Source organism: Nodosilinea sp. E11 (genome assembly GCF_032813545.1).
In the GTDB taxonomy this organism is placed as follows: Bacteria; Cyanobacteriota; Cyanobacteriia; order Phormidesmidales; family Phormidesmidaceae; genus Nodosilinea.
The window spans coordinates 471,993-497,759 of record NZ_CP136514.1 but is presented as its reverse complement, the minus strand read 5'-3'; the positions used below and the strand labels follow the sequence as shown (position 1 = coordinate 497,759).

The 25,767-nt window shown below is 51.4% G+C and carries 24 protein-coding genes and 1 pseudogene; 16 read left to right on the top strand and 9 right to left on the bottom strand.

The features are described from left to right. Positions 1 to 253: 253 nt before the first annotated feature. Positions 254 to 574, top strand: a complete 321-nt coding sequence (locus RRF56_RS02030; RefSeq protein ID WP_317033366.1) for a hypothetical protein — start codon at positions 254 to 256, stop codon at positions 572 to 574. Positions 575 to 594: 20 nt separating this feature from the next. Here the strand turns inward: RRF56_RS02030 and RRF56_RS02025 are convergent, their stop codons facing one another. From RRF56_RS02025 to RRF56_RS02015, 3 genes are read right to left on the bottom strand one after another with little or no spacing between them, the layout of a single operon-like run. Then, positions 595 to 1,140, bottom strand: a complete 546-nt coding sequence (locus RRF56_RS02025; RefSeq protein WP_317033367.1) for a TniQ family protein — start codon at positions 1,138 to 1,140, stop codon at positions 595 to 597. Beyond that, entirely contained in the window at positions 1,140 to 1,967 is an 828-nt protein-coding gene (locus RRF56_RS02020) for a TniB family NTP-binding protein (RefSeq protein ID WP_317033368.1), read from the bottom strand. Before RRF56_RS02020 ends, RRF56_RS02025 begins: the two co-directional genes overlap by 1 nt. A 42-nt stretch (positions 1,968 to 2,009) precedes the next feature. After that, positions 2,010 to 3,626, bottom strand: coding sequence for a Mu transposase C-terminal domain-containing protein (locus RRF56_RS02015; RefSeq protein WP_317033369.1), 1,617 nt, complete (start codon positions 3,624 to 3,626; stop codon positions 2,010 to 2,012). A gap of 814 nt (positions 3,627 to 4,440) precedes the next feature. Here RRF56_RS02015 and RRF56_RS02010 point away from each other — a divergent pair. Next, on the top strand, positions 4,441 to 4,581 hold the full coding sequence (locus RRF56_RS02010) for a hypothetical protein (protein ID WP_317033370.1): 141 nt from the start codon (positions 4,441 to 4,443) through the stop codon (positions 4,579 to 4,581). Positions 4,582 to 4,700: 119 nt separating this feature from the next. On the opposite strand, the gene RRF56_RS02005 is transcribed toward RRF56_RS02010, so the two are convergent. After that, positions 4,701 to 4,877 carry a hypothetical protein gene (locus RRF56_RS02005; protein ID WP_317033371.1) on the bottom strand — a complete coding sequence of 59 codons (177 nt, stop codon included), beginning with the start codon at positions 4,875 to 4,877 and terminating at the stop codon, positions 4,701 to 4,703. A 1,247-nt stretch (positions 4,878 to 6,124) separates the two neighbouring features. On the opposite strand from RRF56_RS02005, the gene RRF56_RS02000 reads away from it, so the two are divergent. The 3 genes from RRF56_RS02000 (at position 6,125) to RRF56_RS01990 (ending at position 7,549) form a co-directional block, all read left to right on the top strand. After that, the gene (locus tag RRF56_RS02000) at positions 6,125 to 6,325 is read left to right on the top strand and encodes a hypothetical protein (protein WP_317033372.1); all 201 of its coding nucleotides are present in this window, start codon (positions 6,125 to 6,127) and stop codon (positions 6,323 to 6,325) included. Further along, the gene (locus tag RRF56_RS01995; protein WP_317033727.1) at positions 6,322 to 6,882 is read left to right on the top strand and encodes a hypothetical protein; all 561 of its coding nucleotides are present in this window, start codon (positions 6,322 to 6,324) and stop codon (positions 6,880 to 6,882) included. Before RRF56_RS02000 ends, RRF56_RS01995 begins: the two co-directional genes overlap by 4 nt. Positions 6,883 to 7,312: 430 nt before the next feature. Continuing rightward, on the top strand, positions 7,313 to 7,549 hold the full coding sequence (locus tag RRF56_RS01990; RefSeq protein ID WP_317033726.1) for a hypothetical protein: 237 nt from the start codon (positions 7,313 to 7,315) through the stop codon (positions 7,547 to 7,549). A gap of 290 nt (positions 7,550 to 7,839) precedes the next feature. On the opposite strand, the gene RRF56_RS01985 is transcribed toward RRF56_RS01990, so the two are convergent. Then, positions 7,840 to 8,223 carry a hypothetical protein gene (locus tag RRF56_RS01985; RefSeq protein ID WP_317033725.1) on the bottom strand — a complete coding sequence of 128 codons (384 nt, stop codon included), beginning with the start codon at positions 8,221 to 8,223 and terminating at the stop codon, positions 7,840 to 7,842. Then, positions 8,193 to 8,999, bottom strand: coding sequence for a ParA family protein (locus RRF56_RS01980; RefSeq protein ID WP_317033724.1), 807 nt, complete (start codon positions 8,997 to 8,999; stop codon positions 8,193 to 8,195). The genes RRF56_RS01985 and RRF56_RS01980 overlap by 31 nt, the downstream gene beginning before the upstream one ends. A 706-nt stretch (positions 9,000 to 9,705) precedes the next feature. On the opposite strand from RRF56_RS01980, the gene RRF56_RS01975 reads away from it, so the two are divergent. Further along, positions 9,706 to 11,253: a protelomerase family protein gene (locus RRF56_RS01975; RefSeq protein ID WP_317033723.1), complete on the top strand. Its 1,548-nt coding sequence runs from the start codon at positions 9,706 to 9,708 to the stop codon at positions 11,251 to 11,253. Between the two features lie 7 nt (positions 11,254 to 11,260). Here the strand turns inward: RRF56_RS01975 and RRF56_RS01970 are convergent, their stop codons facing one another. Then, positions 11,261 to 12,448: a transposase gene (locus RRF56_RS01970; protein ID WP_317033722.1), complete on the bottom strand. Its 1,188-nt coding sequence runs from the start codon at positions 12,446 to 12,448 to the stop codon at positions 11,261 to 11,263. 1,248 nt (positions 12,449 to 13,696) lie between these two features. On the opposite strand from RRF56_RS01970, the gene RRF56_RS01965 reads away from it, so the two are divergent. The 9 genes and pseudogenes from RRF56_RS01965 (at position 13,697) to RRF56_RS01925 (ending at position 21,590) form a co-directional block, all read left to right on the top strand. Beyond that, the gene (locus tag RRF56_RS01965; RefSeq protein WP_317033721.1) at positions 13,697 to 14,515 is read left to right on the top strand and encodes a hypothetical protein; all 819 of its coding nucleotides are present in this window, start codon (positions 13,697 to 13,699) and stop codon (positions 14,513 to 14,515) included. 60 nt (positions 14,516 to 14,575) lie between these two features. Further along, positions 14,576 to 15,217 (top strand): hypothetical protein, encoded by a 642-nt coding sequence (locus RRF56_RS01960; RefSeq protein WP_317033720.1) that lies wholly within the window; start codon positions 14,576 to 14,578, stop codon positions 15,215 to 15,217. A gap of 5 nt (positions 15,218 to 15,222) precedes the next feature. Next, complete coding sequence (locus tag RRF56_RS01955) at positions 15,223 to 15,885, top strand: cupin domain-containing protein (RefSeq protein WP_317033719.1); 663 nt, start codon at positions 15,223 to 15,225, stop codon at positions 15,883 to 15,885. Positions 15,886 to 15,946: 61 nt separating this feature from the next. Beyond that, positions 15,947 to 16,744: an SDR family oxidoreductase gene (locus tag RRF56_RS01950; RefSeq protein ID WP_317033718.1), complete on the top strand. Its 798-nt coding sequence runs from the start codon at positions 15,947 to 15,949 to the stop codon at positions 16,742 to 16,744. A gap of 112 nt (positions 16,745 to 16,856) precedes the next feature. Further along, positions 16,857 to 18,050, top strand: a complete 1,194-nt coding sequence (locus tag RRF56_RS01945) for a fatty acid desaturase (protein WP_317033717.1) — start codon at positions 16,857 to 16,859, stop codon at positions 18,048 to 18,050. A gap of 78 nt (positions 18,051 to 18,128) precedes the next feature. Next, positions 18,129 to 18,770, top strand: coding sequence for a LysE family translocator (locus tag RRF56_RS01940; protein WP_317033716.1), 642 nt, complete (start codon positions 18,129 to 18,131; stop codon positions 18,768 to 18,770). Between the two features lie 488 nt (positions 18,771 to 19,258). Next, positions 19,259 to 19,444 (top strand): annotated as a pseudogene (locus tag RRF56_RS01935) (transposase); the annotation flags it as partial. 493 nt (positions 19,445 to 19,937) lie between these two features. Further along, complete coding sequence (locus RRF56_RS01930; protein WP_317033715.1) at positions 19,938 to 20,489, top strand: TetR/AcrR family transcriptional regulator; 552 nt, start codon at positions 19,938 to 19,940, stop codon at positions 20,487 to 20,489. 225 nt (positions 20,490 to 20,714) lie between these two features. Continuing rightward, positions 20,715 to 21,590 carry a transposase gene (locus RRF56_RS01925; RefSeq protein ID WP_317033714.1) on the top strand — a complete coding sequence of 292 codons (876 nt, stop codon included), beginning with the start codon at positions 20,715 to 20,717 and terminating at the stop codon, positions 21,588 to 21,590. A gap of 70 nt (positions 21,591 to 21,660) precedes the next feature. Here RRF56_RS01925 and RRF56_RS01920 read toward each other — a convergent pair whose 3' ends face one another. Next, a complete protein-coding gene (locus RRF56_RS01920) occupies positions 21,661 to 23,316 on the bottom strand; it encodes an ISL3 family transposase (protein ID WP_317033713.1) in 1,656 nt (551 codons plus the stop codon). A gap of 112 nt (positions 23,317 to 23,428) precedes the next feature. Here RRF56_RS01920 and RRF56_RS01915 point away from each other — a divergent pair, with 112 nt between their 5' ends. Next, entirely contained in the window at positions 23,429 to 23,710 is a 282-nt protein-coding gene (locus tag RRF56_RS01915; protein WP_317033712.1) for a hypothetical protein, read from the top strand. A gap of 87 nt (positions 23,711 to 23,797) precedes the next feature. Here RRF56_RS01915 and RRF56_RS01910 read toward each other — a convergent pair whose 3' ends face one another. After that, positions 23,798 to 25,423, bottom strand: a complete 1,626-nt coding sequence (locus tag RRF56_RS01910; RefSeq protein ID WP_317033711.1) for an IS1634 family transposase — start codon at positions 25,421 to 25,423, stop codon at positions 23,798 to 23,800. Between the last annotated feature and the right edge of the window lie 344 nt (positions 25,424 to 25,767).

The window sequence follows — 25,767 nt, the reverse complement described above, 5'->3', positions numbered from 1 at the left end:
CACCCTCTCCAGCAGCAGAACCCTACCAATGGCTCTGCACAACGTTGCGGGGGCCATGACTCAAGCGATCGCACCCATCGCAGCCCACTATGACGACGATGGGTGCGATCGCAGCAAGGCACAACAGAGCGATCGCACCAACTCCCCCTGAAGGCTGCCAGGTACGCGCAGTAGACCCTTTGGTAGCCAGTCTGGCATGAGGGATACGGCATCACTCCTATCATGATGAGCGACAAAATTCTTTAGGCCATCAATGACCAGAACCACGGCTGAGCCTAGCGATGTAATTGATCAAATGGTGGCGCTCCGGATTCAGTTAGCTCAACTCGAAACCCAAATTGAAGCTCTAAAACCAGCTTTCTTTGACGCCTGCGCGACTCAAGCAGCATCCCAACTCCAGCGCGAGTCAGCGGTCATCTTTCGTCGGCTCACGCCGGGCCAATGGAACTACCCGAGCGACATTACCGAACAGGAACAACGCTTGAAGCAGCTGAAGCAGCGGTTCCAACAAACCCACGAGCCAGTAGCTGGACGCGAAGTTAGCTGGTCAATTAAGTTGACACCTCAACCCTAGAGCGGGTACGTGGCAGTTCGCTAAAACCGCATCTGCGCGAACGGGAGTTGGCAATGAGCACACTGGCCGCTGACCCAATGGCTCGGCAGTGGAAACGCATGATGACAGCGGGGACATTGAGCTAATAGGGATGCCCTTCCAGGACGGCTGCGCCGCCGCTGATGGATTTCGCAATCGGGTTGGGCACTCAATTGCCAGGTGAGTCTGTGCCAGGGGGCTTCGGCGTAACAGTCAGGACACAACCGCGTGGGCCAATGCAATCGGGTGTCGGAGGGTGACCACATCCCATGGAGGCGGGCGATCGCAACACCGCTCATCTGGGAGAGCTGCTGAAGAGAACCGGGGGTCGGTCGCCGCTGGCGAGAGGGGCTTTCCCAATAGGAGACGACATAGGATCGCTGTCCCAGCATGGCCGATAACTGGGCACTACTGAGGCGATTGGCTCGACGAAATCGCCCCAAAAAGTGACCAAAGCTCTCGTCAGCATGAGGCTCGACCTGGAACAGCCAAGGGGTAACGGAGGCTGGTGCTGCTGCTGGTGCTGGTGAAGACGGGTCTCCGGCCATTACTTGATCGCCAGTGAACATTCTTTGACCACTTGTCGCAGTAAGGGCAACTCAATGCGTGGCTGACCGCGTTGCAAGGCCCGAATGGCGGCTTCACAGAGGATTTGATTCAGGACGCCAATATAGCCTCGGCTGGCCTGGAGCAGCAGGCTCTGGGCTTTCGGGTTGGCCAGGTTGGAGGGTTTGGGTAATTGCAGCACATGCTCTTCCCAGAGGGCGGTCATCTCCTGAAGTTCTTCACTGCTGAGTCGAGAAAAGCGATAGGCCGATAGAAATCGATAGAGGACTTGTTCATCACGTTGAATGACGGCGTTGAGCCGATCGGTGCCCACTAGCACGACGGCAATCTCTAAGAGGTCGGATATGTCTCTAATTTCAGACATCGCTTGAGCGGTTACCCGTTGGGCTTCGTCGAAGATGATCATCTCAACCTGGCAACTCCGGAGCACGTGGTAGACCCGCTCCCGGAGTTCAGGGATGCGCCCTCGCGTGGCTTGATACTGAAGGCTTTCTAGCAGGCCGACCAACAGGTTGCTCACGGAGAGGTTCTCACGACAGTGCCAGTACATCACTGGTATCAGGGGGGCTTCACCGGGTCGCTGGGTCACTTTGGATTTGAGGTGGTAGGTATCACAGCTCACGGTCTTGCCGGTACGCGATTCCCCGATGACTCGGCAGGATTGTCTGGCTAAGCGTTTACCGTCTAGCCAGGTATGAAATTCCAACATCTGGGGCAGTTCCAGGACGCGACGACGGCCCAGGTCTCGAATTCGCTCATTCACGTCGGCGATCGCAGGATTGGGGTCGGCAGCAGGGGAGGGAGACATGGGATAGGAGGCTCCGGAAGGGGGGGTTGATGTTGAGGGCGCTTAAAGGCCGTGCGATTGACGCAGTTGCTCGTAGTCGTAGACGCGTATGGCGGGTAGGGGCTTAGGGGCCGGGGACGATTCAGGCTCGCTTGCTTCGTCGGACGGTAGGTCTTCGTGGTTGGCGGGCAGCGGGGGCGCTGACAGCAGCTCGTCAATGAATTGCACGCGAGATTGAATCTCGCTGAGGATGGACTGATTGGTAATCTCGGTGCGAGCTTCGCGCAAACGACGACTGATGGCTTTGGCTTCGGCTAGCGAGAGGCGTTCTGTTTCGAGGTTTTGGGCGTGGGCACGGGCTAAAAAGACGTCGGTCGTACCCTGGGGTTGGTACACCAGGACGGTGGTGATGTCTCGGGGGTCATAGCGGAGGACGACGTCGGCTCCGGCATGGCCTGATAGGTATTCGCCGCGATAAATCAGGTTGGCAAAGCGCAGGTACCCGCCCTGGTAAATGCGGCGGCGCTGTTGGCGCATCAGCAGTAAGTCCAGTTCTCGTTCGTCTGGGGGTTTCCCTTGGGCCATCTGTCCGGCGCGCCACCGCTCTATCCGACTGTGTTGGCGATCGCGGGCGTCCGGTTGCTGGTTGTAGTTATCCACGATGTAGCGGATGAGCAGGCCCTCTAGTTGCTCTAGGCTCAGGCAGGCGTCTGCGTTGATCGACGCTAGATGGGGCTTGGCGTTGGCGGTGGTATAGCCCGGTAGGGTGGAGAAGAATTCACGGTTGAGGGTGCCGAAGGGCCGTTCGACGATGCCGCCTTCGGCGGGACGGCGACGCAGGCACAGCACGATGCCTAATCGGCTGGCGACTTGATCGATGTGGGCTGAGGTGAAGTCGGAACCGGCGTCGGTGTACAGGTACTTCGGGACGCCGTAGCTCTCCCACAGGGCTTCGGGTTCGTAGCCCCGTTGATACTGTTTCGGCAGGATCGCGTGGCGCAGGGCTAAGCCGGTGACGGCGGCACTGGGGGGTTCCAGGCCCAGGTGTATCCCCATGATGCATCGCGAGTAGGTGTCGATGACGGTGGTCAAGGTCGGTCGACCCAAAACGTCGCCTTGGCTATCGACGACCACAATATCGGCTGGTGTGTGGTCGCATTGCCATACCTGGTTGCTGTATTCAACGGCGATCTCAATCCCTGATTTTGCGGTCAGCGTCAGGGTATCTCCCTGCCAGCCGATGGAGCGTTGCTTCTGCTTTTGCTCGGCTTGCCTAATCTCACCCGACAGGATGCGGTATACCGTGCGACGGCTCGGATAATTGGGGCTACCGATGGCGGCGGCGTGGCTGGCGACTTGTTTGGCGATTTGGGCACGGCTCGTTTTACGGGTGCCTCGGTTCCCGTTGCGGTAGCGCTCAAGGATGAATTCCCGCCAGCTATCGTCCACTCTCACATTGCCTTCGTCGAAGCGTACTTGGCGCTTCAAGCCCTCAATGCCCCGTTCGCGATAGTGACGCACTAACCGCTTCAGATTGCGCACGCTCAAGCTCAGAGTGGCGGCTGCCGCAGCCTCCACCTCTCGGTACGTGGATTGACCGCGATAGCGTTCTAGGCCTTGAATGACCTCCAGGCGGCGGCGTTCGTCTAAGGACAGTGTCTCTAGGTGCGGCAATGTCACCGGTTCACTTTTTTCACCTTTCTCACGTGCCACGATATTTGTCATTCTCTGCACTTTTAATTCTGCTACTCTAAACCCTCTCAAAGCATTGCAGCACAACCGTTTTACCGTTCTTTACCAGCACCTTTTTTGTGCCACGATATTTGTCATCAAATTCGTGCCACAATATTTGTCATCAAATCCCCAAACCCTTATAGGACAAGCACTCCAGGCGCAATCGCAACCTCGAACAGCGGCCCCGATCACGGCGCTGAATCAGCCCCAAAATCGCTGGAAGCCCCAGCAGGCAACTGTTCTAGCCGCCATGACAATTATCGTGGCACAACGATGACAAATATCGTGGCACGCGACAAATTCCAAAAAACTCTAGACTGCACCCTCTATACCCCTATAAACCATTCTTATATCTTTATTTCTTATATTTCTGTACCTTTTGCCGTGATCCCCATTATGCGATCGCAACCCTCTTAAACCCCCAAAGTCCCTATGGATAAAGGCTTTTGGCCCTTTCAACCCCTGCGCCGATCCCCAGTGATCCCCGACTCCTATAAAATATTCCTATCCTTTATGCTATTTCTATACCTGTATTCAATATATAAAACCTCATATTCTATGGCGACATAAGGAATCTGTATCAATCAATTTCTACGAGATTCCAATGCTTTCAGCCCCTAAGACGTGCGATCGCACCCCTGCATCATCGCTTACAACTTCTAGACTGCAACGTAACTCGCTAAACTTTATCCTGACTACTATTCTGTATTTATTGCAGTCTTGTCGTCGTGTGTAGTCAGCCAAACAGGAGCAACACTCCATGACCATCGCCACCCCCAAACCCGATGTAAAGCGGCTCCTCACCCTAGGGTTAGACCCCAGGGACGTGCAATACCTCAGCAACCACCAGCAGCCCCTCCAACCCCCTGCTGAAGCCTTCTACAGCTTCTCTATCAAATAGCTCGAACCGCCAGTCCTCAGCGCAGGGAGGTACCCCCACACCATCCTTGAGCGCAGCGATCGCACGCCACGATCGCACCCTCTCCAGCAGCAGAACCCTACCCATGGCCCTGCACAGCGTTACGGGGGCCACCACTCAAGAGATTGGCGATCGCGCTGGCATGGGTCTACTACACCGATGCTCTGGCTGTTCGTCGTCACAGTGGGCGATCGCAGCCCACTATGACAACGATGAATGCAATCGCCCGCTAGCATCCTTGTCTCTGCCACCCGCAACACCTGGCAGGCCTTGGGCATAACGATCGCGCCATCGACTTCTACCGCACTCTCTGAATCATGCTCCAGAGCACGGGCTGACTGGCTTTCCCCCCCTGCTTATAGGGTGTCCAGGCAGGGCGGGCCGCACGACGCTACGACACCGAATGTGACGCTGAGGCAGCAGCCACTGGCTCTAAGAATCGATCGCGTCATCTACCCCGTCAATGTCGTCGCAACCTATGCGCCTAAGGCTACATCCCAAGTCTCTGCCAACAACCATCCCTCTGCCGAAACTATCTATCGTCGTCGCGATCTTCGGTAACGACAAGGAAGCGCGACGGGATGAGGATGGGCGATCGCCGCTTCAATTTCCTTTTTTTCGTCGTTCTCATGTGCCACGATATTTGGCCGTTGACCACCGTTGCCCCTGGTTTCAGGCAAAGCCTTGAAACCCTTATCTCACAAGGGTTTCGGCCACGTCTAATCGCCTCTATCTCGTGCCACAATAAATATGCAAAGACCTATAGACTGCAATGGATTTAGCTATAAATAACCCTAGCTGCTATTGAATACTGGTTTAAGTCAGGATGTTGATGTTATGGAGTAGAATGCCTCCTCGCCCTAGGGCTAGCTCCCAGGGACATGCAATCCCTCAGCAGCCCCTCCAACCCCCTGCTGTAACCTTTCACCATGTCTCGCCCGCCACCTGCCCCCAGCGCAGAGAGGGTATCCACACGCTCTCCTTGAGCGCGGCGATCGCATTAGATCACCTTTTCCAGTGAAGGACAAAGACTCTCGCTCTAGTGGCGGCAGAGCCAGGGGTTCACGTTTTTCGCCAGTCTCACGTGCCACGATATTTGTCATTCTCTGCAATTTTAATTCGAGTTCTCTAAAGGCTCTCAAATCACCGCAGCACAACCGTTTTGCCGATCTTACTAGCCTCTTTCACGTGCCACATTATTTGTCATCAATTTTGTGCCACGTTATTTGTCATCAAATCCCCAAACCCCTGCGGGACAAGCATTACGGACGCGATCGCAACCTTGAACGTCGGCTCATCATCATGTCGCTGGCTCAGACCCAAGATCGATAGATGTCCCAGCAGGCAACCGTTCTAGCACCCATGACAATTATCGTGGCACAACGATGACATTTATCGTGGCACGCGACAGATTTACTAAGACCCACAAACTGCAATAGATTTAGCTATAAACAATTTGACTGCTATTGCATATTTATTGCAGTTAAGATATTATGTAGTAGTCAGCCAAATGGGGAAACACCCCATGACCACTGCCATCGCCACCCCCCAACCCGAGATCAAACGGCACCTCGCCCTAGGGCTAGACCCCAGAGATGTGCAATACCTCAGCCGCTACCAGCAGCCCCTCCAACCCCCTGCTGAATCCGTCCACGGCTTCTCCCCAACGCTTGCCCTCAGCGCTATGAGGGCACCCCACCCCTCACGTTCAGGCAATCCCCCATGAACCCTACTCAAGCTCTCGTTTCCCCCCTGCTGGCCCCCTACGCGATCGCCCCTTCCATCCTGGCCAACGCCTCCCGACACACCTGGCAAGTACTGCGAAGCGATCGCGCCCTCGACGTCTACCACACTCTCTCAATCCTGCTCCAGATCGCTGGTTGGCTGGCTTTCCTCGCCTGCCTCTATACCCTCCAAGCAGGCAAGGCCGCTCGTCGCTTCTACGAGGCCCAATGGGCCACCGAAGCCTACGCACTGGCTCTACGCATTGACAATGCGATCGACCCCCTCGATGGCGGCGCTGCCCTGCCCCAGGCCGATGTCAATTCCGCTGCTACCCTGCTTGACCTCCCCTCCACTAGCAGCACCACCATCCACCCCGACCAGGTGCAGGCCATCCTCAACAGCACCGGCACCGCTACCAACAAACTCCGCGCTCTCGCCAACCTCGTCAACCTCCAATGGCGGCACTCTAGAGGTCACAAGAAACACATGCGTAACGGCGATATCCGCGCAGCCCTGGCCCCCGTCCTCCCCGCTGACCTTCTCGCACAACTCTCCTAGCCCACCTCCCCCGCTCCTGGGGCAACCCTCCCCCTGGGGCCTGCGCGATCGCATCCCCCTCGACCTACTTACCCATCCAAAAGCACCATGAGCAACACCACGTTTGAAGCGAATGACCATCAATACTTCGCTCTGAAGCAGGCCAAGGACTTCTTCGAGCAGCGCTGGAAATCAAATCTGCGAACCTGTTGGGAAACTGGGAGGTATCCCTGCTCTCTGAGCCAGTACAAGGCTGAGCTTCAGCAGGTACGCAACCAAGGGGAGGCCAACTGGCTGACTAGGTTCAGATTCGAGGGATAAATACCTGGGGCGGCGGCAAAGCAAAACCCCGCTAGGGCAAACCTGGCGGGGCTGAGAGCAGGGGGGTTGGAGGAAATTAGGACGGGGACCGCAGCCGTTACACTGAAGCCGCAGACCAAACTCTTAATCGATGGATTTCTACGTCGCATTTAACAAAACCCTGAACCGCTTCGATCTCAAGGCAATTGATTTAGCGCGTAAAACAGACTTATCTATGCAACGGGTGAGTCAATTCAAAGATGGCTTTAACGTCAGGGTAGACACCCTGCAAAAGCTTTTGGAGGTAATGCCTCAAGAGGCCAAGAGGTATATGCTCACGCTGGTAGCCGAAGGAGAGACCGATTCTCCCCCCAGCACTGGAGGGTAGCTATAGCAGCTCGCAAACAAGAAACGTCATGCTCGCCACCTGGCTGGAGTTGGCCTGGCTGGAATTCGAATCGGGTTAGAGCTTCAAGGCTGATCTGTGGCTGGCTCCCTTCGCTGAGATGCTCACCCGGTTTCCCCTGGATCGGCCTACCCCCCTGTGGGCCAGTCGCGGCGGGCGGTGGCCAGGAGATGTTGGCGATCGGCGCGGCCTGGGGACTCGGTCTGTCGAGCGAAGCAGCGGCAAAGCAAAACCCCGCTAGGACGAACCTGGCGGGGCTGTGATCAGGGGGGTCAGAGTCCCTGCATCTTCTGCATTTCAGTCTTGATCCGCCGTCGCTTGCCCAGTTCAATCCTGAGCCGCCGCCGCTCCTTAGCCACCTGAATCGCATCCCCTTTCACCTCAGGGTGCTCCTCCAGCACCGTCAGCACTCCCTCCATCAGGGTGGTGGGGGTTATCCCCTCTGCCGCGCACAGCGCCATCAACTGCTCGTAAAACGTGACGTCCATCTTATCGAGCTTGGGTGCCTTGGTGGCCACCTCAAATTCTTCTACCTCCGGCACGGCGGCCTCGACCACTTCAGGCAGGGACGACACCGCACGAGGGGTCTTCTTGCGGCTGGGTGTCTGCACCCAGCTCTGGCTCGTTAGGCCGTTTGTAGCTGTACTGTCCGCCATTCTGCCGCTCCTTTTCCGGTTAATTTCTCTGCAATGGTCTGGAATGGACGCTCCAGACTGCCTACCCCGGCCTCAACCAACGTCTTCTGGGTGGTCAGCGCCCGCTCAAATCGGTCGGAGCGAATCACCATTGGCATCAGCTCAAAGCCGCACGCATCGGCAATCCCCTGCATCGATGCGATCGCGGTACGGGCATCGATCAACATATTGTTGCCGTACATCGGCACTTTGAACGGGATACCCCCCAGTACGGGGATGTCTAGGTCTAAATCATCGGCCAGTTCGTTCAGGATAGACACGGTGCGCCCCAGCGCCTGCACTCCTTTCAAGTCGGCGGTGGCTGGGATGAGCACTCCGTTGGCGGCACCCAGCGCCGAGATGGCAATCTGGATGGGCTCTGGGGGAGTATCGATCAGGCAAAAGTCAAAGTCTTGATCCACTTCTTTCAGCCGTTTCTTCAGCAGGTAGGCACCCCGGCCTGAGGCGGCTAGGGTCGCCTCTGCTTTGAGCAATGAACTGTCGGACGGCAGCAGGGCTAGCGTCTCTGAGAGCCGATACATCGACTCTGCGATCGTGGCTTCGCCCTCCAATACCTCCCGCACACTGTTCAAGTCGGGGTCGAGGTACTTCCCCAGCAGCCAGGAGGTCAGCGAACTCTGCGGCTCACAGTCCACCAACAGCACTCGGTAGCCTTCTGAGAGCATCTTCCCCAAGGTCAGCACCGTGCTGCTCTTCCCCTGGCCTCCATTGAAGGACGCGATCGTTATGGTCTGCATCGGAACATCACCAAAAGCTTCCTCAGAAATACCATGGTTTCCTAATCAATTAAATGATCACTTAGCAGATTGGTCAAATGGCCTTTTGGTGAATTTCCCTTTTTACTATTTTCCTATTTAGCTGGTGGCCTGTGCTATGGGCTGGTTGAGTCGCATCCCTGCGATCGCTTGAAGGTCTGATCTACTATGGCTGGGGCGGGGGTAGGGGTAGAGTCTACGTGGCTTTCCTTGTAGGGTAAATGGTAATGTTCCTGTTTTCCTAATTTCCTATTTTACCTTTGAGGCAATCAGTAAAGAGGCAGAGCCTACATGACTTCCTTGTAAGGTAAATGGTAATTTTACTGTTTTCCTAATTTCCCATTTAACCTTTGAGTCACTTAGTAAATTGGGTTTCTAGGTCGCCGATTCCTCACTATCGATCGCTTCGTGCAGATTCACCGCTGTGGACACCTCTACCTCCACTGACGGGAATGCTGCCGCCGCTCTAGGCTGTCCCACTACAACCGCTCCCTCACCAAGTATTCGGGCAGTGGAAACAGCCTCAGTTTCCGTCTCACCAACTCGGTGAAGATCCTTCCCAGGCCCTAGTCGCCACTGGGCAGCTATACCAAGTTTCTCGCAACGCCTGGAACAACCCTACCCAGACCCGCTACAGACGACAACACGCTACCGCTTGACTAACATACTGCTAACTACCCTTACTCCCATGTCTCTATCTCACACCTACGACACGCCCCGCAGCGAAATCACCGCCGCCATGGAGCAGCGCATCGAAAAGGGCGATCGCACTAAGCTCACCAAGAAAGAGCTGGAGGAGTTGATCGCTATCCTCGTGGCCAAGCTGGTGGAGATGAATGCCCTTGGCACTGACACGAAGGCGGCAATCGATCATCTCTGTGCAGCGGAGCAGGCGCTTTTGGAGCGGGCTTATCCCCGTAGCAGTATCAATTCGGTCTATTTCCCGCGCTACACAAAAGCGATTAAATCCGCGATTGAGGCGGGGCGCATTACCCTCAATGGCAAAAACTCGTACCCTCGGCGGTGGACGAAGCGCAATCCGCTGCCAGGGGAGCCCAGCAGTGGCTCTGAGGAACGACACTATGCCTTAGACGGGTTCACCTACCCCATTGAGGTGCAGGCCCAGCTCCGAGCCGCTACCACCCAAAATGCCAATGCTCGTCAGGACGATCGCCAGCCGGTCGATCTCGATGCCTATATGGGCAAAATCAACGTCCTGTTGGCCTCGAATGACCCGATCGACTTGATCATTGCGATCGCGGCGGTGACGGGGCGACGCCATACGGAGGTCGTCAGTCTCGGGCAACTCCAACCCCAGGTGGGGGAGATGACCCAATTGATTCCCCAGGGGCATCCTTACTTACTGCGCTTTACCGGGCAGCAGAAGGCGGCGAAGGCGGCCTATGACTTGCTGACGTTGGTGCCCGCCCAGGATGTCTTGTTGGCGGTGGAAAAGCTCAGGGCTGCCGCTGACATTCATGACTTGGACGGGATCGCTTCGGATGATCCCAGGATGGAGGCGCTCAATGCCCGGGTGAATCGTCGGGTGGTCAAGGTGCTGGATGAAGTACTGCCAACGCCGAAGGGGTTTACCAATATCTCTATTCATCGCTGCCGCGCGGTCTATGTGCCGATCTCCCTCCACTTCTTCTGCCCGGCCAATATAGCGGAGCAGCGCCTGGCTCAGCATCTCCTCGGCCATGTTCTGTTAGATGACACCACCACCGGCAATGCCTCGGTGACGGGGCATTATTACCAGTATTATCTCACTCGCCATGGGAGGCCGCTCACGGCGCGGGGGGTGAAGCTGGCCGCGAGTGGCCCCATTCCCCTGCCGCCTGATGAGATTGATGCACCCGTTGAACACCCTTTTATAGATACCGAAGGAGAACTGATTGTGGCTGATCCTCTTCCCGAAACGTCAACGCCGACACCGAGCCCGCAGGGGAATGGGTCAAGCGGGGGTGACCCGGTGTGGGCGACGATCTCATCTCAGGCGGTGACGATCTCGACTCAGGCTCAAACCATCTCGGCTCAGGCGGCAACCATTGATCGCCTCGCTCGCGCAGGGGGCGGGCAGGGTGATGATTCAGCATTCAAGGCGTTGAAGGTTGAACATACACGACTACTGGCGATGCTTGACGAGTTGAAGGCGATCGCTGATGACCCTAACCAACTCCAGGCTGCTCAGCGCTTCTTTGACTTCGAGGCGGTACTCAACAGCCTGACTGCCTGACACATCTTTATACGGCCTCCCAGGGTGGTAGTTGGCAGCACAAGGACTGGATTCTAGAGAACCAGATGCGTTCATAGTACCGGACTTCAGCTTTTTTAGAGGCAAAGCAGGGTTCAGGGTCAACGGTGAATAGGGGGATGGGTTTGAGCAACGAACGCCCTTTGTTGACGGCTCCTTTGAGCCAGCGCAGGCCAATTTTGAGGTAACTGATGCCCCGAGTCCAATGAGGGTCAACCTGAGTGCGGAGGCCATCGAGCTGAACGGCCATGCCCTGGGTGGTGCCATAGAGGATGGCGACAGCCGCTATGAGATAGAGTCGTTCGAGGGCTGGAGCCGAGCGAATGCCGGAGGCTTCTAGCTCAAAGACCCCGGATTTTGAATCGAGGAAAAGCTCCTCGACTCGAAACCGAAGGGCATACTGCCACAGGGTATTGAGGGACGGCGGCTCATCGGTGATGACAGCCCAGGGCTCCTTGACGCCTTTGACGTTAGCCAGCACCAGGTTGCAGCGCCAGCGACCATCCGTCCACAGACCAATGCCCTCATAGAAACGGGCTTCGCCCTTGGGGGGCCACAGATAGCCGACTTCAATGGGATGACGGCGGGGGCCATGGACCACCACATCACTGGGTAAGCGCAAACAATAGTGCCAGCGACTTTGGCTTAACCACGCCAGCAGGTCATGGTTGGCAAACCCTCGGTCGGCTAACAGCATCACATCAGGGTAGGGCTGCAACAGCCGATGGGCCAACCGCAACAGGGGGAGATATCGCTCCGTACTGACGGTGGCACTCGAATGCTCCAAAACCCGCCACAGCAGGGGCACCGCTCGTCCGCAGCAGGTCACCGACAAGTGAATCATGCAGTAGCGATTCCACAGCACCGTGGTATCGAGCGCCAAGTAGAGTCGTCGCCCTTTCCACCGATGGATGGCCGCTAGCACCAACGGCACGTACAGACTTTTGACCCGGACCCGACGATTGCCCATGAAGCGCTGCCATCGTCGTTCGGTGCTTTGCGCCTGGCGGGCGCGACTGGGTACATACGATTCCCACTCCGGTAGGCTCAACTGACCACTGCACACCAGCGCGGTCACCATCCAAGCCAGCGCCTTGAGGTGCCGCAGGTCACGGCGATGGCTATATTGACGCAGCAGTGGCAGCACTTGATCATAGAGGCAGGTGGTGGCTGACATGGTACAGACCCTGAGATGACGCAAATTTCAGCGTCTCATGTCACCTCACCCTTTTCCCCTCGCGTCACGAGGTTTCAAGCCTTTCACCTACTTCTGTCAGGCAGTCAGCTCAACAGCGTCTCGATCAGCTTCTGAGTGAAGAATGGCGACGCTGATCATCAACGCACAGGAGTCATCGGCCCAGCTGAATCTTGGGCTTACAGGGGTACTTATCCTTACAGTTTACGTTTGCCAGGGTAGCGACAACCTCCGAGACCCAGCGGAATAGACTGCTACCCTAGCTCCAGCGGATTTTCACGTCGGCCCCTAGCTATCCCGTTGATGGCTTTTGCTTTCTCAACAGCCATCACAACCAATCGCGGCCCAGACGATGAAATCGGATAGGGGACTATCGTTTGCGTAGAGGCAAGATTCAGCAAGAGGCAATCACCTGACTCAATGGTGTAGCTTTCCAAGCAGAGCAGGTTTGTACTGGGCAACAGAGCTTGAAGGCATTCCATCGGCAGATCACTGAAAGGTGCGATCTACAGTTTCCTCACTAGCTCTCGGCTTCACCAAAAGCTCGGAAGAGCCCAAGGTAGCTGACATTTCATAGCTCGCCTTTTGCCCGTCATCAAACGAGGTTTCAAGGCTTTCCCCCACTTCTGTCAGTTAGTCAAATTTTCAACATAAGAAATAATGTTTCCAGCAATACAGACAGGTCTGTTTCTTTTTACTATCCTCTAGCCATTGAAGCTAAGAGGTGCTTTCCCCATAAGTACATAAGCCTAAAAGCCTCTGTACTTTACAAATCTTTCTTCTCTCTTTTCCTATGGTCAGTAGAAAGCTCAGTCGCAGGATCTTCGACTGCTGGTGAGGTGCATGTCCTTTAATAGTGTAGAAAACTCCTGGAAATCTTGATATACAAGTAATCTCCATGAAAACGGGAATTTCTACAATTTGCCTATTTTGGGATATTGGCTGACGAATCTAGGGCATTTCAGCTCACATTTCTACATACCACATCGTCTCATTTAAGACTCACCTGAGTTTCCTAGACCACTAAGGGCGTATACCTCTAAATCTGGCTTTTAAGATAGTTATGTAGGGCCATAATATAGTTGCAATAGGTATGATAACTCAAAGTATTAATGAGTTCCTGCTTACAGTTCCGAATCTTGGAAATCCTTAGAGTGCATTGTTTTGCCAAGATTTAGCTTGTTCGAGACGGATTAAAATTTTAGTCTTTCATCTGATTTGGTTTTGTTTATGAATCAGTACAGTTCTCGTTACATTGCAAAGCAGGCTATAGAACAATCGATCCCTAAATCAACGTGGGAGAAGAATGAAAGATTTACTCAGCACTTATTAAGTCAGCTCAAAAAGCACCCTATCTCGTCTCACTCCGTTATCGAAGCTCTAAACTCCTCGCGTTTCAAGAAGGAGGAATTAAAGTTAATCCACTTGGATTACCGACATGCTATTGTCCAGATTTTTACTGATGCATTGTTGGCAGCACAGTTTCAATGTCGGCAACTAGAGCCAAAATTAAAGCCGGGCAGTAAAATGTTTCCTCGTTTTTTACTGTCACTTAATGTTTTGGACGAATTTGGATTTGCCGTGGGAAGTATGGATGAACTTTACTTAGGTAGTCCTTATAATGCACACTATCCGCTGTTTGAAGAGTTACTTTGTGAATTAGGCATTGGTTTGAATGAGTGTGAAACATACGTGCCATCCTCGATTTCAAAACAACTTAGAGAATACTTAGAAAATTCTTACAGTGATTTAGTTTCAGTGGTTAGCTTGCTTGCGATAGCAGAAGAAATCGTCATTTTATTTAGTGCTCCTCTTAGGGAAAGCATCAAGCCTTTGGGAATTCAAGTAAATTCTGGATATTACTCATGTCATGGATCGAGCAGTGATTCTCAAGCTAAAGCGGCTGATGACGTACATGCATCTGATTTGTGGTGTATTGCGACTCAATCTCTGGAGTGTGAGAAGTATAAAGACATTGAGTACATGTGCCAAAAATATTGTGATTTATGGATGGACTTTTGGAATTTTCAAATGAATCGAGTAATGTGATTTAGCACGATCCTTGATTATTTAAATAGTGAGCAGATAAATTCTTTGGGACATTTTATAATGCTTACCTGTCAAGACCAAAAGAAGAATAGCTACAGGGCTTACTGCGATTTTCTAGGAACTGAGGAATATTCACGATATAAGGAATGCAATAGGATTTTTACTGCAGCTACCTTAGGCCCACAAGGTAGTAGCAGTGATGAGACACTTCAGTATTTCAACGAGGCGAGAATTCTCACAAAAGAAGCAATGAGAGTGTCTCTTTATCCGACTTTTGAGGAGCTAAAGGATGCCTTGGTCGAAGATAGAATTCAAATTGCAGTAGTACCTCATGCATATCACAATATCAACCTCTTCTATATGTCTCCAGCTATCAGGCTGCTTGGCATCTTCATATTTCCTACTCCTGTGTATGGATTAGCGCGCAGAAGGGGAAGTACTAAAAACTTTTCTGATTATAGGGAGATACTGACACATCCCGCTCCTGTACCCTTAATGGATTACCTGCTTCCCAAAACCTGCTCACAGGAAATCAAAGTTCGGCTTGTCAGTTCTACTAGTCAAGCAGCAATTCTAGTAAGCAAGGAATTCGATGAGCTCGCGATAACTAATGAACAAGCAGTTTCAGAGTATGGGCTAGAGTTTATTAAAACTTACGGGGAAATTTTAATGAGCTGGTCAGTTTTTGGAAGAGGAGAGTAGTATTTATGTCAATTTATTTTCCTACCGCTTTGAAGAATAAAATCGATTCTGAAATCGTATCCAACGAATTCTATTGTGGCGATACAAAAGTCATGATATCCTCAATCCCGGCAAATTGTAAGCTCAGCGCACACAAGCATTCCGAAGCTCAATTTGGACTTTCGCTTCAAGGAGTATTTGAAATGGAAGTTGATGGTCAGAGGAAGCTATTGCAACCACTAAAAGATGCTTATTTTGTCGGCTCTAATATTTTGCACAGTGCGAAAAACAGCTCCTCTGAGTTAGCGATTGGCTTAGACATTAAACGATTAATTAATGAAAACGATGCTGGTTTCATGAAACCTACTGATGAAAAAGAACTTAAAACGGGAATGTCGTTTAGTTTTTTTACTGGCTCCTGGTTTGAGATCATGATTGCGAAAATTCCACCAGGAGGAAAAATGAATGTTCATAACCATAAACATGAACAAATCGGAATTGGTGTGATCGGTAAATATATTATGACAGTGGGAGAGGAGGAGCAGGAGTTTGAATACGGAAAAGTTTATTTCGCTCCCTCCAATACCCCACATAGTGCTTACAATCCTTTCCCCGAGGAAGCTTGTTCCGTTAACATATTTGTTCCACCTCGTTATGGTAGAAAAGCCAGGAAAGCTTTCCTGGCCTAGTTAGGGCAAAATTTAGATTAAACAAGGAAATACGTCAAAAAATTGAGGGGAATTTGTCTGAATGGATTTAGCTATACAAAGACGGGTTGCCTTAGTAATTGGTGCTAGCAGCGGAATAGGTGAAGCCACAGCTAAATTGTTGCTAAAGGAAGGTTGCTTTGTGGTTGCCTGCTCCAGGAGCCTATCCAATTTAGAAAGGGCATATAGTGATTCTTTAGAGGCACTTCGCGAAGGGAAAATTTTTCTTTTCGAATGCGATATAGGTGAGGAAGAACAATGTAGAAGGCTGGTGAAAGAAGTAATCGCTAAGTTTGATAGAATTGACATTCTAATTAATTCCTCCGCTGGCCCTAGTTTTGCTTGGGGTTTAGAGCAGGTTCCAGGCGAAAACTGGGAAACTGTTTTTACCGGTAAACTTTTTGGTTATATAAGAATGATTCAGTTAGTTATTCCAATCATGGAGAGAAATAACTGGGGAAGAATAGTGAGTTTGGCAGGTATTGCTGCTAAGGAACCATCCCTTCCTCTGATTCAAGCTGGTGCCGTTAACGCTGCCCTAATAAATTTATCAAAATCAATATCTCAATACACTTCCTCCAAAAACGTGTTGATAAACACAGTAAGTCCAGGAATCATTAAGACTGCAAGATTTAGGAGCTTTCTAAATGGCTATGCAAGTCAATTAAAGCAGGATAACGATGTAGTTGAGAATTTATTGATACAGAAAGTACCCACAAAAAGATTAGGCACTGTAGATGAAGTTGCCAATTTAATAGCTTTTTTAGCATCTGATTGCTCCAGCTATATAACTGGCACTAATATTTCTATTGATGGCGGTTTATCTACGACCGCGTTCTAATATTCGCTTTTAAGGCCAAAGGTTCAAACTCCCACTAGTTAAGCAGTACTTCGCAAGTTTCACTCAAGGTGTTTTTATCATGAATTGCTTGCCCAACTCTGGCAGGATAAGCTTGATCGAAGACCATAGCTCTAGATTTCACGATGCTATTTTTCCTGACATGTACGGAAACAAATTTAATATTCGTGAAAAGATTTGGAAAATGACTGAACATTTTCCATTGCCAATACATAGGGCAACCCAGACTTACTTTGACTGGCTAACGGGGAAGCCCTATGACAATCAAGCTTCACCTCTGCAAAGCAACCCTTGGTTAGAGCTGGGACTTGGATTCATAGAGTTCTTTGCTGGCATAATTGTCTGGCTTTGGATTGATGCTACAGTTAAAGATATTCCTTTAATTTTAATTTCATGGTTTCTTACTATTTCAGGCATTGTACAGTTTCGAGAAATAGCACACCACTGTGCTCACAATCGGTTTAGTGAAAGTAAACCTTTAAATGACTTTGTCGGAAATTTAATATCAATTATAGTCCAAATAACAGAGTTTGAAGAGTTTCAAAACTATCATAACGCAACACATCATAGTCCAGAAAAACTAGCCACGATTGATCAAGATCCCGAAAATTTAATTTACATAACTGAAGAGCTAGGCTTTGTTCTTGGGAAGAGTAAAAGTTTCTATTGGCACCATCTACGACAAACCGTATTTTCTCCCCGATTTCATGTTAGGACTTTAATTAATAGGTTTAAGCCGAATAAAAAAGCGTCGGTAATACAACCCAGAGTCATTTCCCTACTAAGTTATAGTCTAATTCTTATGGGAATGAGTTACTTAACCTCGTGGGCATTTTTTGCATTTTGGTTTGTGCCTATCCAGGTGTCTTTTCAGGTGATTGCACTCCTGCAGCTTCTTTCGGAACACGTTTGGGGTTACGAAGCTCATCACAACGAATCTCCTAAGTCATTGTTGTTAGGAAAATGCATGAGCCGATTCTTAGGCTCTGTACCCCCTACTGAACATTTTCTAGAGGCTCCATTTTCCTGGTTTAACTGGCTTCTTGAAAATGTTGGATATTTTATGACCAGGAAATTGGTTTTGTGCCTTAACTTGCCTGTTCACTCATATCACCATGCTTTTCCTAAAAACAAAAACTGGGTAAACGAAACTTACGACTTGCAAAAATTCATTGATGGGGGATGTCAAAATTGGCCAAGATGCTTTTCAGAAGTTTGGGGGCTTTGGACTGCAATAGATGTTGTTTTTGAAAGTCTTAGCAGCTCTTCTGAGGATGAAGTTGAATAAATATAACTGCACTTAGAGACATGGCTTTAAATTCTAGAAGAAAGCAAGATTGTTAAACACTTTGGAGATTATTTTTTGATGACTATTCAACTCTTTCTCCTTGACTGGGTATCCATATTTATAGTGGGGCTGGTCGCCGTGATCACTCCAGGGCCAGACTTTGTGTTAACACTCCGAAATAGCGTTGCTTGCTCTCGTCAGGCTGGGATTTACACGGCTATTGGTATTGGAGTGGGGAATATGGTTCACGCTTCTTATACTTTAGTAGGTATTGGAGCAATCGTTTCTCAATCTATTCTGTTATTTAATATCCTCAAATTATTGGGTGCTTCATATCTAGTATATTTAGGAATTAGATCAATAATTCTCAGCGGCAAAAAAAGGATCTCACTTGAATCTAGGAAATCAGGAGATATGAGCCGAATTCAAGCATTTAGAATTGGATTTATAGGAAATATGCTCAATCCAAAAGCAACTTTTTTCTTTCTTGCACTATTTACTCAGTTCGTACAACCGTCAACACCAATACAAGCTCAAATTATCTATGGATCCACGATAGCTGTTTTAGCATTCTTCTGGTTTTCGTTGGTTGCAATGCTTTCCTCCTATAAACGGTTTAATCGAGATTTTCTCTCATCACATTGGACAGAAAAAATAGCAGGAGTAACTCTAATCGGCTTAGGTTTACGTTTATTTCTTTTTGAAAAAAGCGCATCTTAGTTGGGCGCTATCCGATCCAACTAGAAAGGAGACCCGAATTTAGTCCTTCATTTGAAGAGCTAAGTCCCTGCTTGACTGCCAGCAGCCAAGCCTTGGAAACGCCCCGGTGCGAGGATCTGTGGGAGATTTTCAACGCGGTAGTGCCCCATAGGTAAGGATGGCTGAATCTTATATACAGCAAGGGATATCAAGATTTACATCCTTCTCGAAGGCGCTAAGTATATATGCCCGTTGAGGGCTGGAATACTTATTTTCCCGTGGATTGTGGGTTGAAATCCTGTGAATAGCCAGGATACTTCAGCACTCAGAACTTAGCCTCATTGGTCGAAACTCTTTCAGAAAGAGGATTACAGCCATCCTTACCTTTTTATGACTACCCTCAACGCCATCATATATCTACTGGTTGAGGATGTACGATGGCGGGCGCTACCCGGGGACTTTCCCCGTGGCAGACGGGTGTATACCTACTTCCGCGACGGATTGTCGAGGTCGCCTTACGGTCCCAGCAGACCAAAGGATTTACCGTGCTTAAGAAGCGCTGGGTGGTCGAGCGCACCTTTGGGTGGCTCATGGGATGCCGACGCTTGGTGCGAGACTACGAACGGTTACCGGAAACCTCAGAAATCCTCATTTATCTTGCCATGATCCGTAGCATGGTCAAGCGGTTAGCCTGATTTTTGACCCTGTCCGACTTTTCAAACACCCTTGTAGAGAAAACCTGCCATCACTTTGTCAATTACGGCTTTGCTCCAGGCAGAGCGAATTGCATGCGGGCGTAGCTGCTGGTTGTGAAACACCCATTTCCACTAGTTTTAACCTTCAACTTGGGCCTTGGCCTCACCGCTCTTTATTACTGACATGCAGTTGCCAAACTAAGTATCATCCGACAAATGCCATAGGCCCCTGTAGGTCTGCTGGTTAAATTTCTCAGACTCAATTCCAGAAAGCCTTACCGATACACAGTGCTAATGTCACTTTACGACATCTTTTGGTAAACTTAGATCTATAAGGAGTTAGGTTTTTGAGGACTGCATTTCATAATTGATCAATTATCGGTATTTCAAACTTGCTTCCTTGCTCCAAGTTTACTGAGCCGACGCTAATACAATTCATCGAGTCTGAAGTTATCAAGATTTTACAATACTGAATTATGAGAAAAATAAATATATGGGTGATAAACCTCGTGATCGTTTGATTACTAGTGCACTGAAATTGTTTTCTCGCTATGGATTTCATTCGACTGGCATCGATACTATTCTTGCCGAATCAAAGGTAGCTAAAACTACTTTATATAAGCACTTTAAATCAAAAAATGCGCTTGTCGTAGCTGTACTTAGTAAGCATGATAAGGACTTTCGAGAATGGCTTGTAAAAATTGTAGATGATTCACCGGTACAGCCTTCTGAAAAGTTGCTTGTTATTTTCGATGCATACAAGCTTTGGGCCAAAAGAGATGATTTTAATGGCTGTGCATTCGTTAAGGCCGCATCTGAGTTTCCCTCTGCCGATTCACCTATCCATATCGTATGTGCCAAGCATAAGGAACTAATGACTAATTACATACAAGAATTGGCAGACTCTGCGAACATTCCAGAATCCGATAGATTAGCTATAAAGCTCATGATGCTTCTCGAAGGGGCAACAGTTTTAACTCAGATTGCTAAAGAAGCTGATGTATTTAATTTGGCAAAAGAATCAGCACAGGAATTGATTGGGTAGGCGGTTTTGGCTTTTTGTCAGGGGTTGAGGTGAATGTCCCAACCCCGTTGATGGTGAATGAGTTTTTGACCTGGTTGACTGACAAAAGTTGATTGCAGGTAGCTGGATGCTTTGCTGTGCCGTAGTTTCAGAGATTGAAGGGATGAAGGGGGAGCCAGCGTTCTAAGCTTAGATACCACTCAAAACCATGAACGCTGTGAAAAAAACTCCCCCCTCTACAATGCCTTGAACGCTTGGCTGGGTCAATCGGTGCCCTGGGCACATCGGGGCCATCTGACGACCTGTCTTTGGATGGTGGTGGCCTTGCTCCAGCGCGGGGAGGTCAGCCTGACGCGGTGGCTGCCCTATGTCCCGTGTCGAGGGGTGCAGGCGCAAAGTAAACAACGGCGCTTAAGCCGCTGGTTGCACAACAGTCGCCTGAACGTCCATCGCTTATACAAGCCGTTGATTCAGGCCGCGTTAGCGGATTGGGGTGAGGACTGTTTGTACCTGAGTTTGGACACCTCACTGTTCTGGGACAAATATTGCTTAGTGCGCCTCGCCGTCGTGCATCGTGGACGCGCCTTACCGGTGGTGTGGCGAGTGCTCAAGCACCGCAGTGCCTCGGTCGCCTTTAGTGAGTATCGGGAGATGCTCCATCAAGCCGCCAACCGATTGCCTCAAGGGGTGAAGGTGGTGGTGCTCGCCGACCGAGGCTTTATTCACACCGATGCTATGACCGTAATGACGACTCAGTTAGGGTGGCACTATCGGATTCGGGTGAAGCGAAATACTTGGATTTGGCGGGCGGGTCATGGGTGGTGCCAACTAAAGGACATTCACCTTCAGCGGGGGGAGGCGTTCTGTTGGCACAGCGTTAAGCTCCACAAAGGCGAGTGGTATGGCCCAGTGCATGTGGCCTTTGGCTGTAACAGTGTCAACGGTGAGTTTTGGGCCATCGTCAGCGATGAACCCACCGGCCTGCACACCTTCGAGGAATACGGCTTGCGCTTCGATATCGAGGAGGCGTTTCTCGACGACCAATCCAACGGTTGGAATTTCCAGAAATCTGAGATTCGCTCGCTCTGCGCCCTCTCCCGGCTTTGGTGCGTATTTGCATAACTTCGGGCTCTTGGCCGCTTTTGGTGAGGCTCAAAACTGCCCCCCTTGGCGGTCCTCTAATCACAGCCGTTTAGCTAGTCAAAATAAACCGCTTCTCTAACAACTTCAAGTTAGCTCGCCCAAACATCTGCCGTTTCAGCATTTTGAGCCGATTATTCTGCCCCTCTACCGGTCCATTGCTAACCTCTAACATCATCCCGGCTTTGACCGCGTCATAATCCTCCTCTAGCCCCTTGGCGAAGCTTTGAAACGATTTGATTGAGCTGGTTTTAGCCGCCTGCAACCAAGCATCCAGCTGACTGGGAATCCGCTGCCGAACGAGATTTATAAAGCCTTGGGCCAGCGAGATAGCCCCCGATAACTCGGGCTGTTGAGCCAGCTGCTCTAATAAGATATCGTCTTCAGCTGTCCGGGTTTCTGTTCGCTGTAAGATCAGCCATGCTGCTCGGCGAGCACTCAAGGGCTTTTGAGGAGAGGTTGAGAGGGGAGGGGCTGGCCCCCGGCCCGACAAATCGTTAAGAGATTCTGGGCTAGGTTGGCCCGCAGCCGGTAATTGACGCAGCTGATGGGTATAGCGGGCCAGGGTTGAGTAACTTCCCTGATAGCCTTGCTGTTGGATCTGGTGAAAGAGGGCTTTGGTCTGTTGCTGTCCCCGGTTCCATTGATCCTGAATGTAGGGTTTATAGGCCTCCAATCCACTGCCCTGTTGACGAATAGTGGGTTGTCGTTCAGGAAAGGTTGACACGGCCAAATACTTGTAGACTGTCCGTTTGCCAATACCGAGATGGTGGGCGATGTCTTTAATGGCGTATCCTTGCTGCCGTAAGGCATGGGTTTGCTCATACGTCTCCAAACGATGAGCCCGGTTGAGCGCTTTTAGAGACTGTGGATCCTCAGGTAGGTCTGAGGGATGCGGAACCTCGAGACCATCAGCCTGAAGCTGGTCTTTTTCAACCTGTTTGAGGACTGAGTGGTGTCCCTTAAATGCTGTTTCCAACGTCTCTTCGAGATTGTGCAACAGATGAAAGCGGTCCGCCACTTGAATTGCTTCCGGTGCGCCTTGGCTCATCCCTCGTTTGTAGGTCTTGGAACGGTCCCGAGATAAGATTTCGACGCCGGGATGCTCTTTGAGCCAGGTTTCAAGGGTTTCTGCCGTACGATCCGGAAGCAACGCAATGGGCTGGTGCTGCTCAAGATCCACCAAAATCGTTCCATAGTTGTGCCCCTTGCGTAGGGCAAAATCGTCTACCCCTAAAATTTTTGGGGTCGTTAGTTGCGGTAATGGCAGGCTCGCAATGACTCGCAGCATTGAGTTGCGACTATGCCCATAGCCAACCTGTTCGCTCAGGCGAGCCCCAGCGGCACCCGCTAAGGCTAGAGCTATTGCTTTGAGATGATCTGCGTAACGAATGGTGCGCCTGGCCCACGGGGCCACGATTCCGGGTAAGCGTTCGGTAAAAATCCGTCGAGGACAGGTGTCATTGAGGCAGAAAACCTTACAGACTGTCAGCACTATCGTCAGACTAAATTGGACAACCGGTAAGTCTTTCAGGGTTCTGTCGTAGTGGCTATGGATACGGTGACTCGGGCGATGACAGAGAGGACACTGAACTACGGCCTGGGTAGAGGCAAGGTAAACCGTGACCTGCTGGGTGGCCGTATCCCAATCCCAGTGCTGCAAGCTCAACTCAGTTTGGCTGGGGAGTAGATGCGAGATGAGGTCCATAGGGTTAGCAGAAGCGAGAATGGATCCCCCTATTGTCTATAGCTCTCCTTGGATGGATCACCAAAAGCGGCCAAGAGCCCGAAGTTGATGCGATTTTGCACTTTGGTTCCTTTTGGCCGTCGCCACCCTGTATGTCACCGCCCAAGGGGTTGAGGTGGTCGCTGCTGGCAAACGTCGCTGGGTTGACCCGCATTGGTTTCGCGGCAATAGCTACTTTCGCATTGGGTGGGATTGGGTGAAAGCGGCCTTAGAGAACGGGTGGCAACTCATTCATCATGTCAGATTCATCCATAACCGCGATCCTGAACCCGCCATGGCGTCACGGAAACAGCATGACCAACGCACGTACCGTGTAGAGTTCAAAATACACACGTACTGCTATGTCGCCGATTAGTTTTGTCAGTCAACCAGGTTTTTGACACCTTTGTCGCTGATGTTCATGGTTAAGGAGAAGAACCGACATTCCGCAGGTTGCCAGGACTTAATTTAGGAGATAGTAGCGGCAGGCCGGGAAGCCCATGAGACGGATGATGTTGCGTCGTTCCTCAGATAGGTTGCTGACCTGCTGAACTGCGTTTATCGAAACGAGGTGAATCGCCTGGAACGTCTGCAAAATCCAGCGAAAGGTCGGGATGGACGTCGGGCGTTTCTTTTGGTCAAGCACCGTTTCACCCGCTTGAGCCAATTGGGCTCTGAGCTGGCGCTGACCGAGGCTGTAGACCAGCAGAGTCAAGGCCATCACGAGGGCGAGAGCTTCGACCCGTTGGGGCTTTTTGACAAAGACACTACTGGTGAAGAAGAGGGGGTCTTTGAGGAAACGAAAGCCGCGCTCGACCTGCTGCTGCTCCTTGTACTCGCGCAGCAGCAGGTCGGCAGGATAGGCCTGCGCGTCGAGGACATTGGTCGCCAGGATGAAACGACGATGGCGCTGTTGGCACTGGGCCTCGTACTCAGCCGTGCGCTCCAGGGTCGCTTGCCACTGATACCCTATCGTGGCTGGCTCTGACGGGTTAGCGCGCTTGGGCCGGCCGGGGGGGTGCTTGGCGGCAACCGGCACCAGCGCGACTTGAGTGAGCTTGTAGCCGGTGAGGGTGTCCTGAAAGCGCATCAGCGCCTCCATGGCATCGGGCTTACAGGCAAAGGTCTGGCTGCACAGCTGTTGCAACTGCCATTGCAGCCCCTTTTTCTCCTTTTCGAGGGGCTTTAGCCAATCGTCCGACTCACGACGGTGTGGGCTTTCCACCAGAATCCAGCGCTGCTCCACCCCGCCGTAGGTCTGCCGTTGCTCCCATAGCCGATAGCCCTCCAGCTCACAGGGCATCTCCGTCAAGGAGTCAACGCTACTATCGACCAGGGTTTGAGCAGCCTTGAGGGTCACAGGCACCCGGCTCAACCACGGCAAACTCCCTACTGCCTGGAGGTTAGGTTCGCTATAAAACGCTGCATCAGCCACCATCAGCGCAGGCGTCTCCCATTGCTCAGCAAACGCTGCCATCAGCCCCGCAAAGGTCTGACTGTCAGTCTCATTACCGCTGCCGACCTTAAACCACACCGGAATGCCACCGTCGGCCGTACAAATCAAATTGACCAAAAACTGCTTCAAGTCGGGGCGATGGTCTCTCGAATACCCCCGACAAATCTCAATCGCCTGGGGGGCCTCGGAATCGGTCTCTGACGCTACGTTAGACCCGTTCGCAGACGGGTACTCGCCGTCGAGAGCAAAGGAGGTTGAGTCCAGGTGCCCCTGACTAACGCTGACCCCAAAGCGCTGAACCACCTGCATCGCCACCTTCAGAAAAAACAGCGTCGTGCCGTACTCAAACAGGCGATCCAACACTCGCCCCAGGCGGTCATCGTTGAGATGCGCCGCTGTGATGCCAGGCCCCAACAGGTGCTCTACGGGTTTGCCTTCGAAAAACTCGCTGAATAGGTACAACGGCGCGCTGACAAACCCCAACCCATTGAGAATCATCGCTTTCAGCACTTGCCCTGGGCTGATGTGGTTCAAGCTATGCTTGCCGAGCAGCTCGTCGGCGAGGTCTACCATCCCGATCTCATCCACAAGCGCGGCGACTAAGCCTAAGTGATCCAGGTTCTCTATCTTCAACGCGCGATCCCAATGCGTGCCCTGAGCTTACCCTAACTGCCCTAAATATCCATTTCGTCAACCTGCGGAATGTCGGTTGCAGTGAGTATCCTTTCTCAAAATGCATCATTGTCAGCAGCGATCGCCGGAAGCTATGGGTAGATACGCCCCGAATGCCCAGGTAGTCCAACGTTTCCCGCAGAGCCTTGTCACAGGCCCATGATGTGCCCTTTGAACCGGCCAGAGAAAGAAACCTCTGCTTGGGTAACTCCGCCTCAGCTAATAACTTCTCTAGAGGGGGGCGATCGCTAGATTGGCCGATCTGTATCAGGAATCGACCAGAGCCATTTTGAAGTCTTTAGAGG

Bases quoted from the DNA above. Each gene is read 5' to 3' on its own strand.
- RRF56_RS02030 (WP_317033366.1), top strand. From the start codon at position 254: ATGACCAGAACCACGGCTGAGCCTAGCGATGTAATTGATCAAATGGTG.
- RRF56_RS02025 (WP_317033367.1), bottom strand. From the start codon at position 1,140: ATGGCCGGAGACCCGTCTTCACCAGCACCAGCAGCAGCACCAGCCTCC.
- RRF56_RS02020 (WP_317033368.1), bottom strand. From the start codon at position 1,967: ATGTCTCCCTCCCCTGCTGCCGACCCCAATCCTGCGATCGCCGACGTG.
- RRF56_RS02010 (WP_317033370.1), top strand. From the start codon at position 4,441: ATGACCATCGCCACCCCCAAACCCGATGTAAAGCGGCTCCTCACCCTA.
- RRF56_RS02005 (WP_317033371.1), bottom strand. From the start codon at position 4,877: ATGCCCAAGGCCTGCCAGGTGTTGCGGGTGGCAGAGACAAGGATGCTA.
- RRF56_RS02000 (WP_317033372.1), top strand. From the start codon at position 6,125: ATGACCACTGCCATCGCCACCCCCCAACCCGAGATCAAACGGCACCTC.
- RRF56_RS01995 (WP_317033727.1), top strand. From the start codon at position 6,322: ATGAACCCTACTCAAGCTCTCGTTTCCCCCCTGCTGGCCCCCTACGCG.
- RRF56_RS01990 (WP_317033726.1), top strand. From the start codon at position 7,313: ATGGATTTCTACGTCGCATTTAACAAAACCCTGAACCGCTTCGATCTC.
- RRF56_RS01985 (WP_317033725.1), bottom strand. From the start codon at position 8,223: ATGGCGGACAGTACAGCTACAAACGGCCTAACGAGCCAGAGCTGGGTG.
- RRF56_RS01980 (WP_317033724.1), bottom strand. From the start codon at position 8,999: ATGCAGACCATAACGATCGCGTCCTTCAATGGAGGCCAGGGGAAGAGC.
- RRF56_RS01975 (WP_317033723.1), top strand. From the start codon at position 9,706: ATGTCTCTATCTCACACCTACGACACGCCCCGCAGCGAAATCACCGCC.
- RRF56_RS01970 (WP_317033722.1), bottom strand. From the start codon at position 12,448: ATGTCAGCCACCACCTGCCTCTATGATCAAGTGCTGCCACTGCTGCGT.
- RRF56_RS01965 (WP_317033721.1), top strand. From the start codon at position 13,697: ATGAATCAGTACAGTTCTCGTTACATTGCAAAGCAGGCTATAGAACAA.
- RRF56_RS01960 (WP_317033720.1), top strand. From the start codon at position 14,576: ATGCTTACCTGTCAAGACCAAAAGAAGAATAGCTACAGGGCTTACTGC.
- RRF56_RS01955 (WP_317033719.1), top strand. From the start codon at position 15,223: ATGTCAATTTATTTTCCTACCGCTTTGAAGAATAAAATCGATTCTGAA.
- RRF56_RS01950 (WP_317033718.1), top strand. From the start codon at position 15,947: ATGGATTTAGCTATACAAAGACGGGTTGCCTTAGTAATTGGTGCTAGC.
- RRF56_RS01940 (WP_317033716.1), top strand. From the start codon at position 18,129: ATGACTATTCAACTCTTTCTCCTTGACTGGGTATCCATATTTATAGTG.
- RRF56_RS01930 (WP_317033715.1), top strand. From the start codon at position 19,938: ATGGGTGATAAACCTCGTGATCGTTTGATTACTAGTGCACTGAAATTG.
- RRF56_RS01920 (WP_317033713.1), bottom strand. From the start codon at position 23,316: ATGGACCTCATCTCGCATCTACTCCCCAGCCAAACTGAGTTGAGCTTG.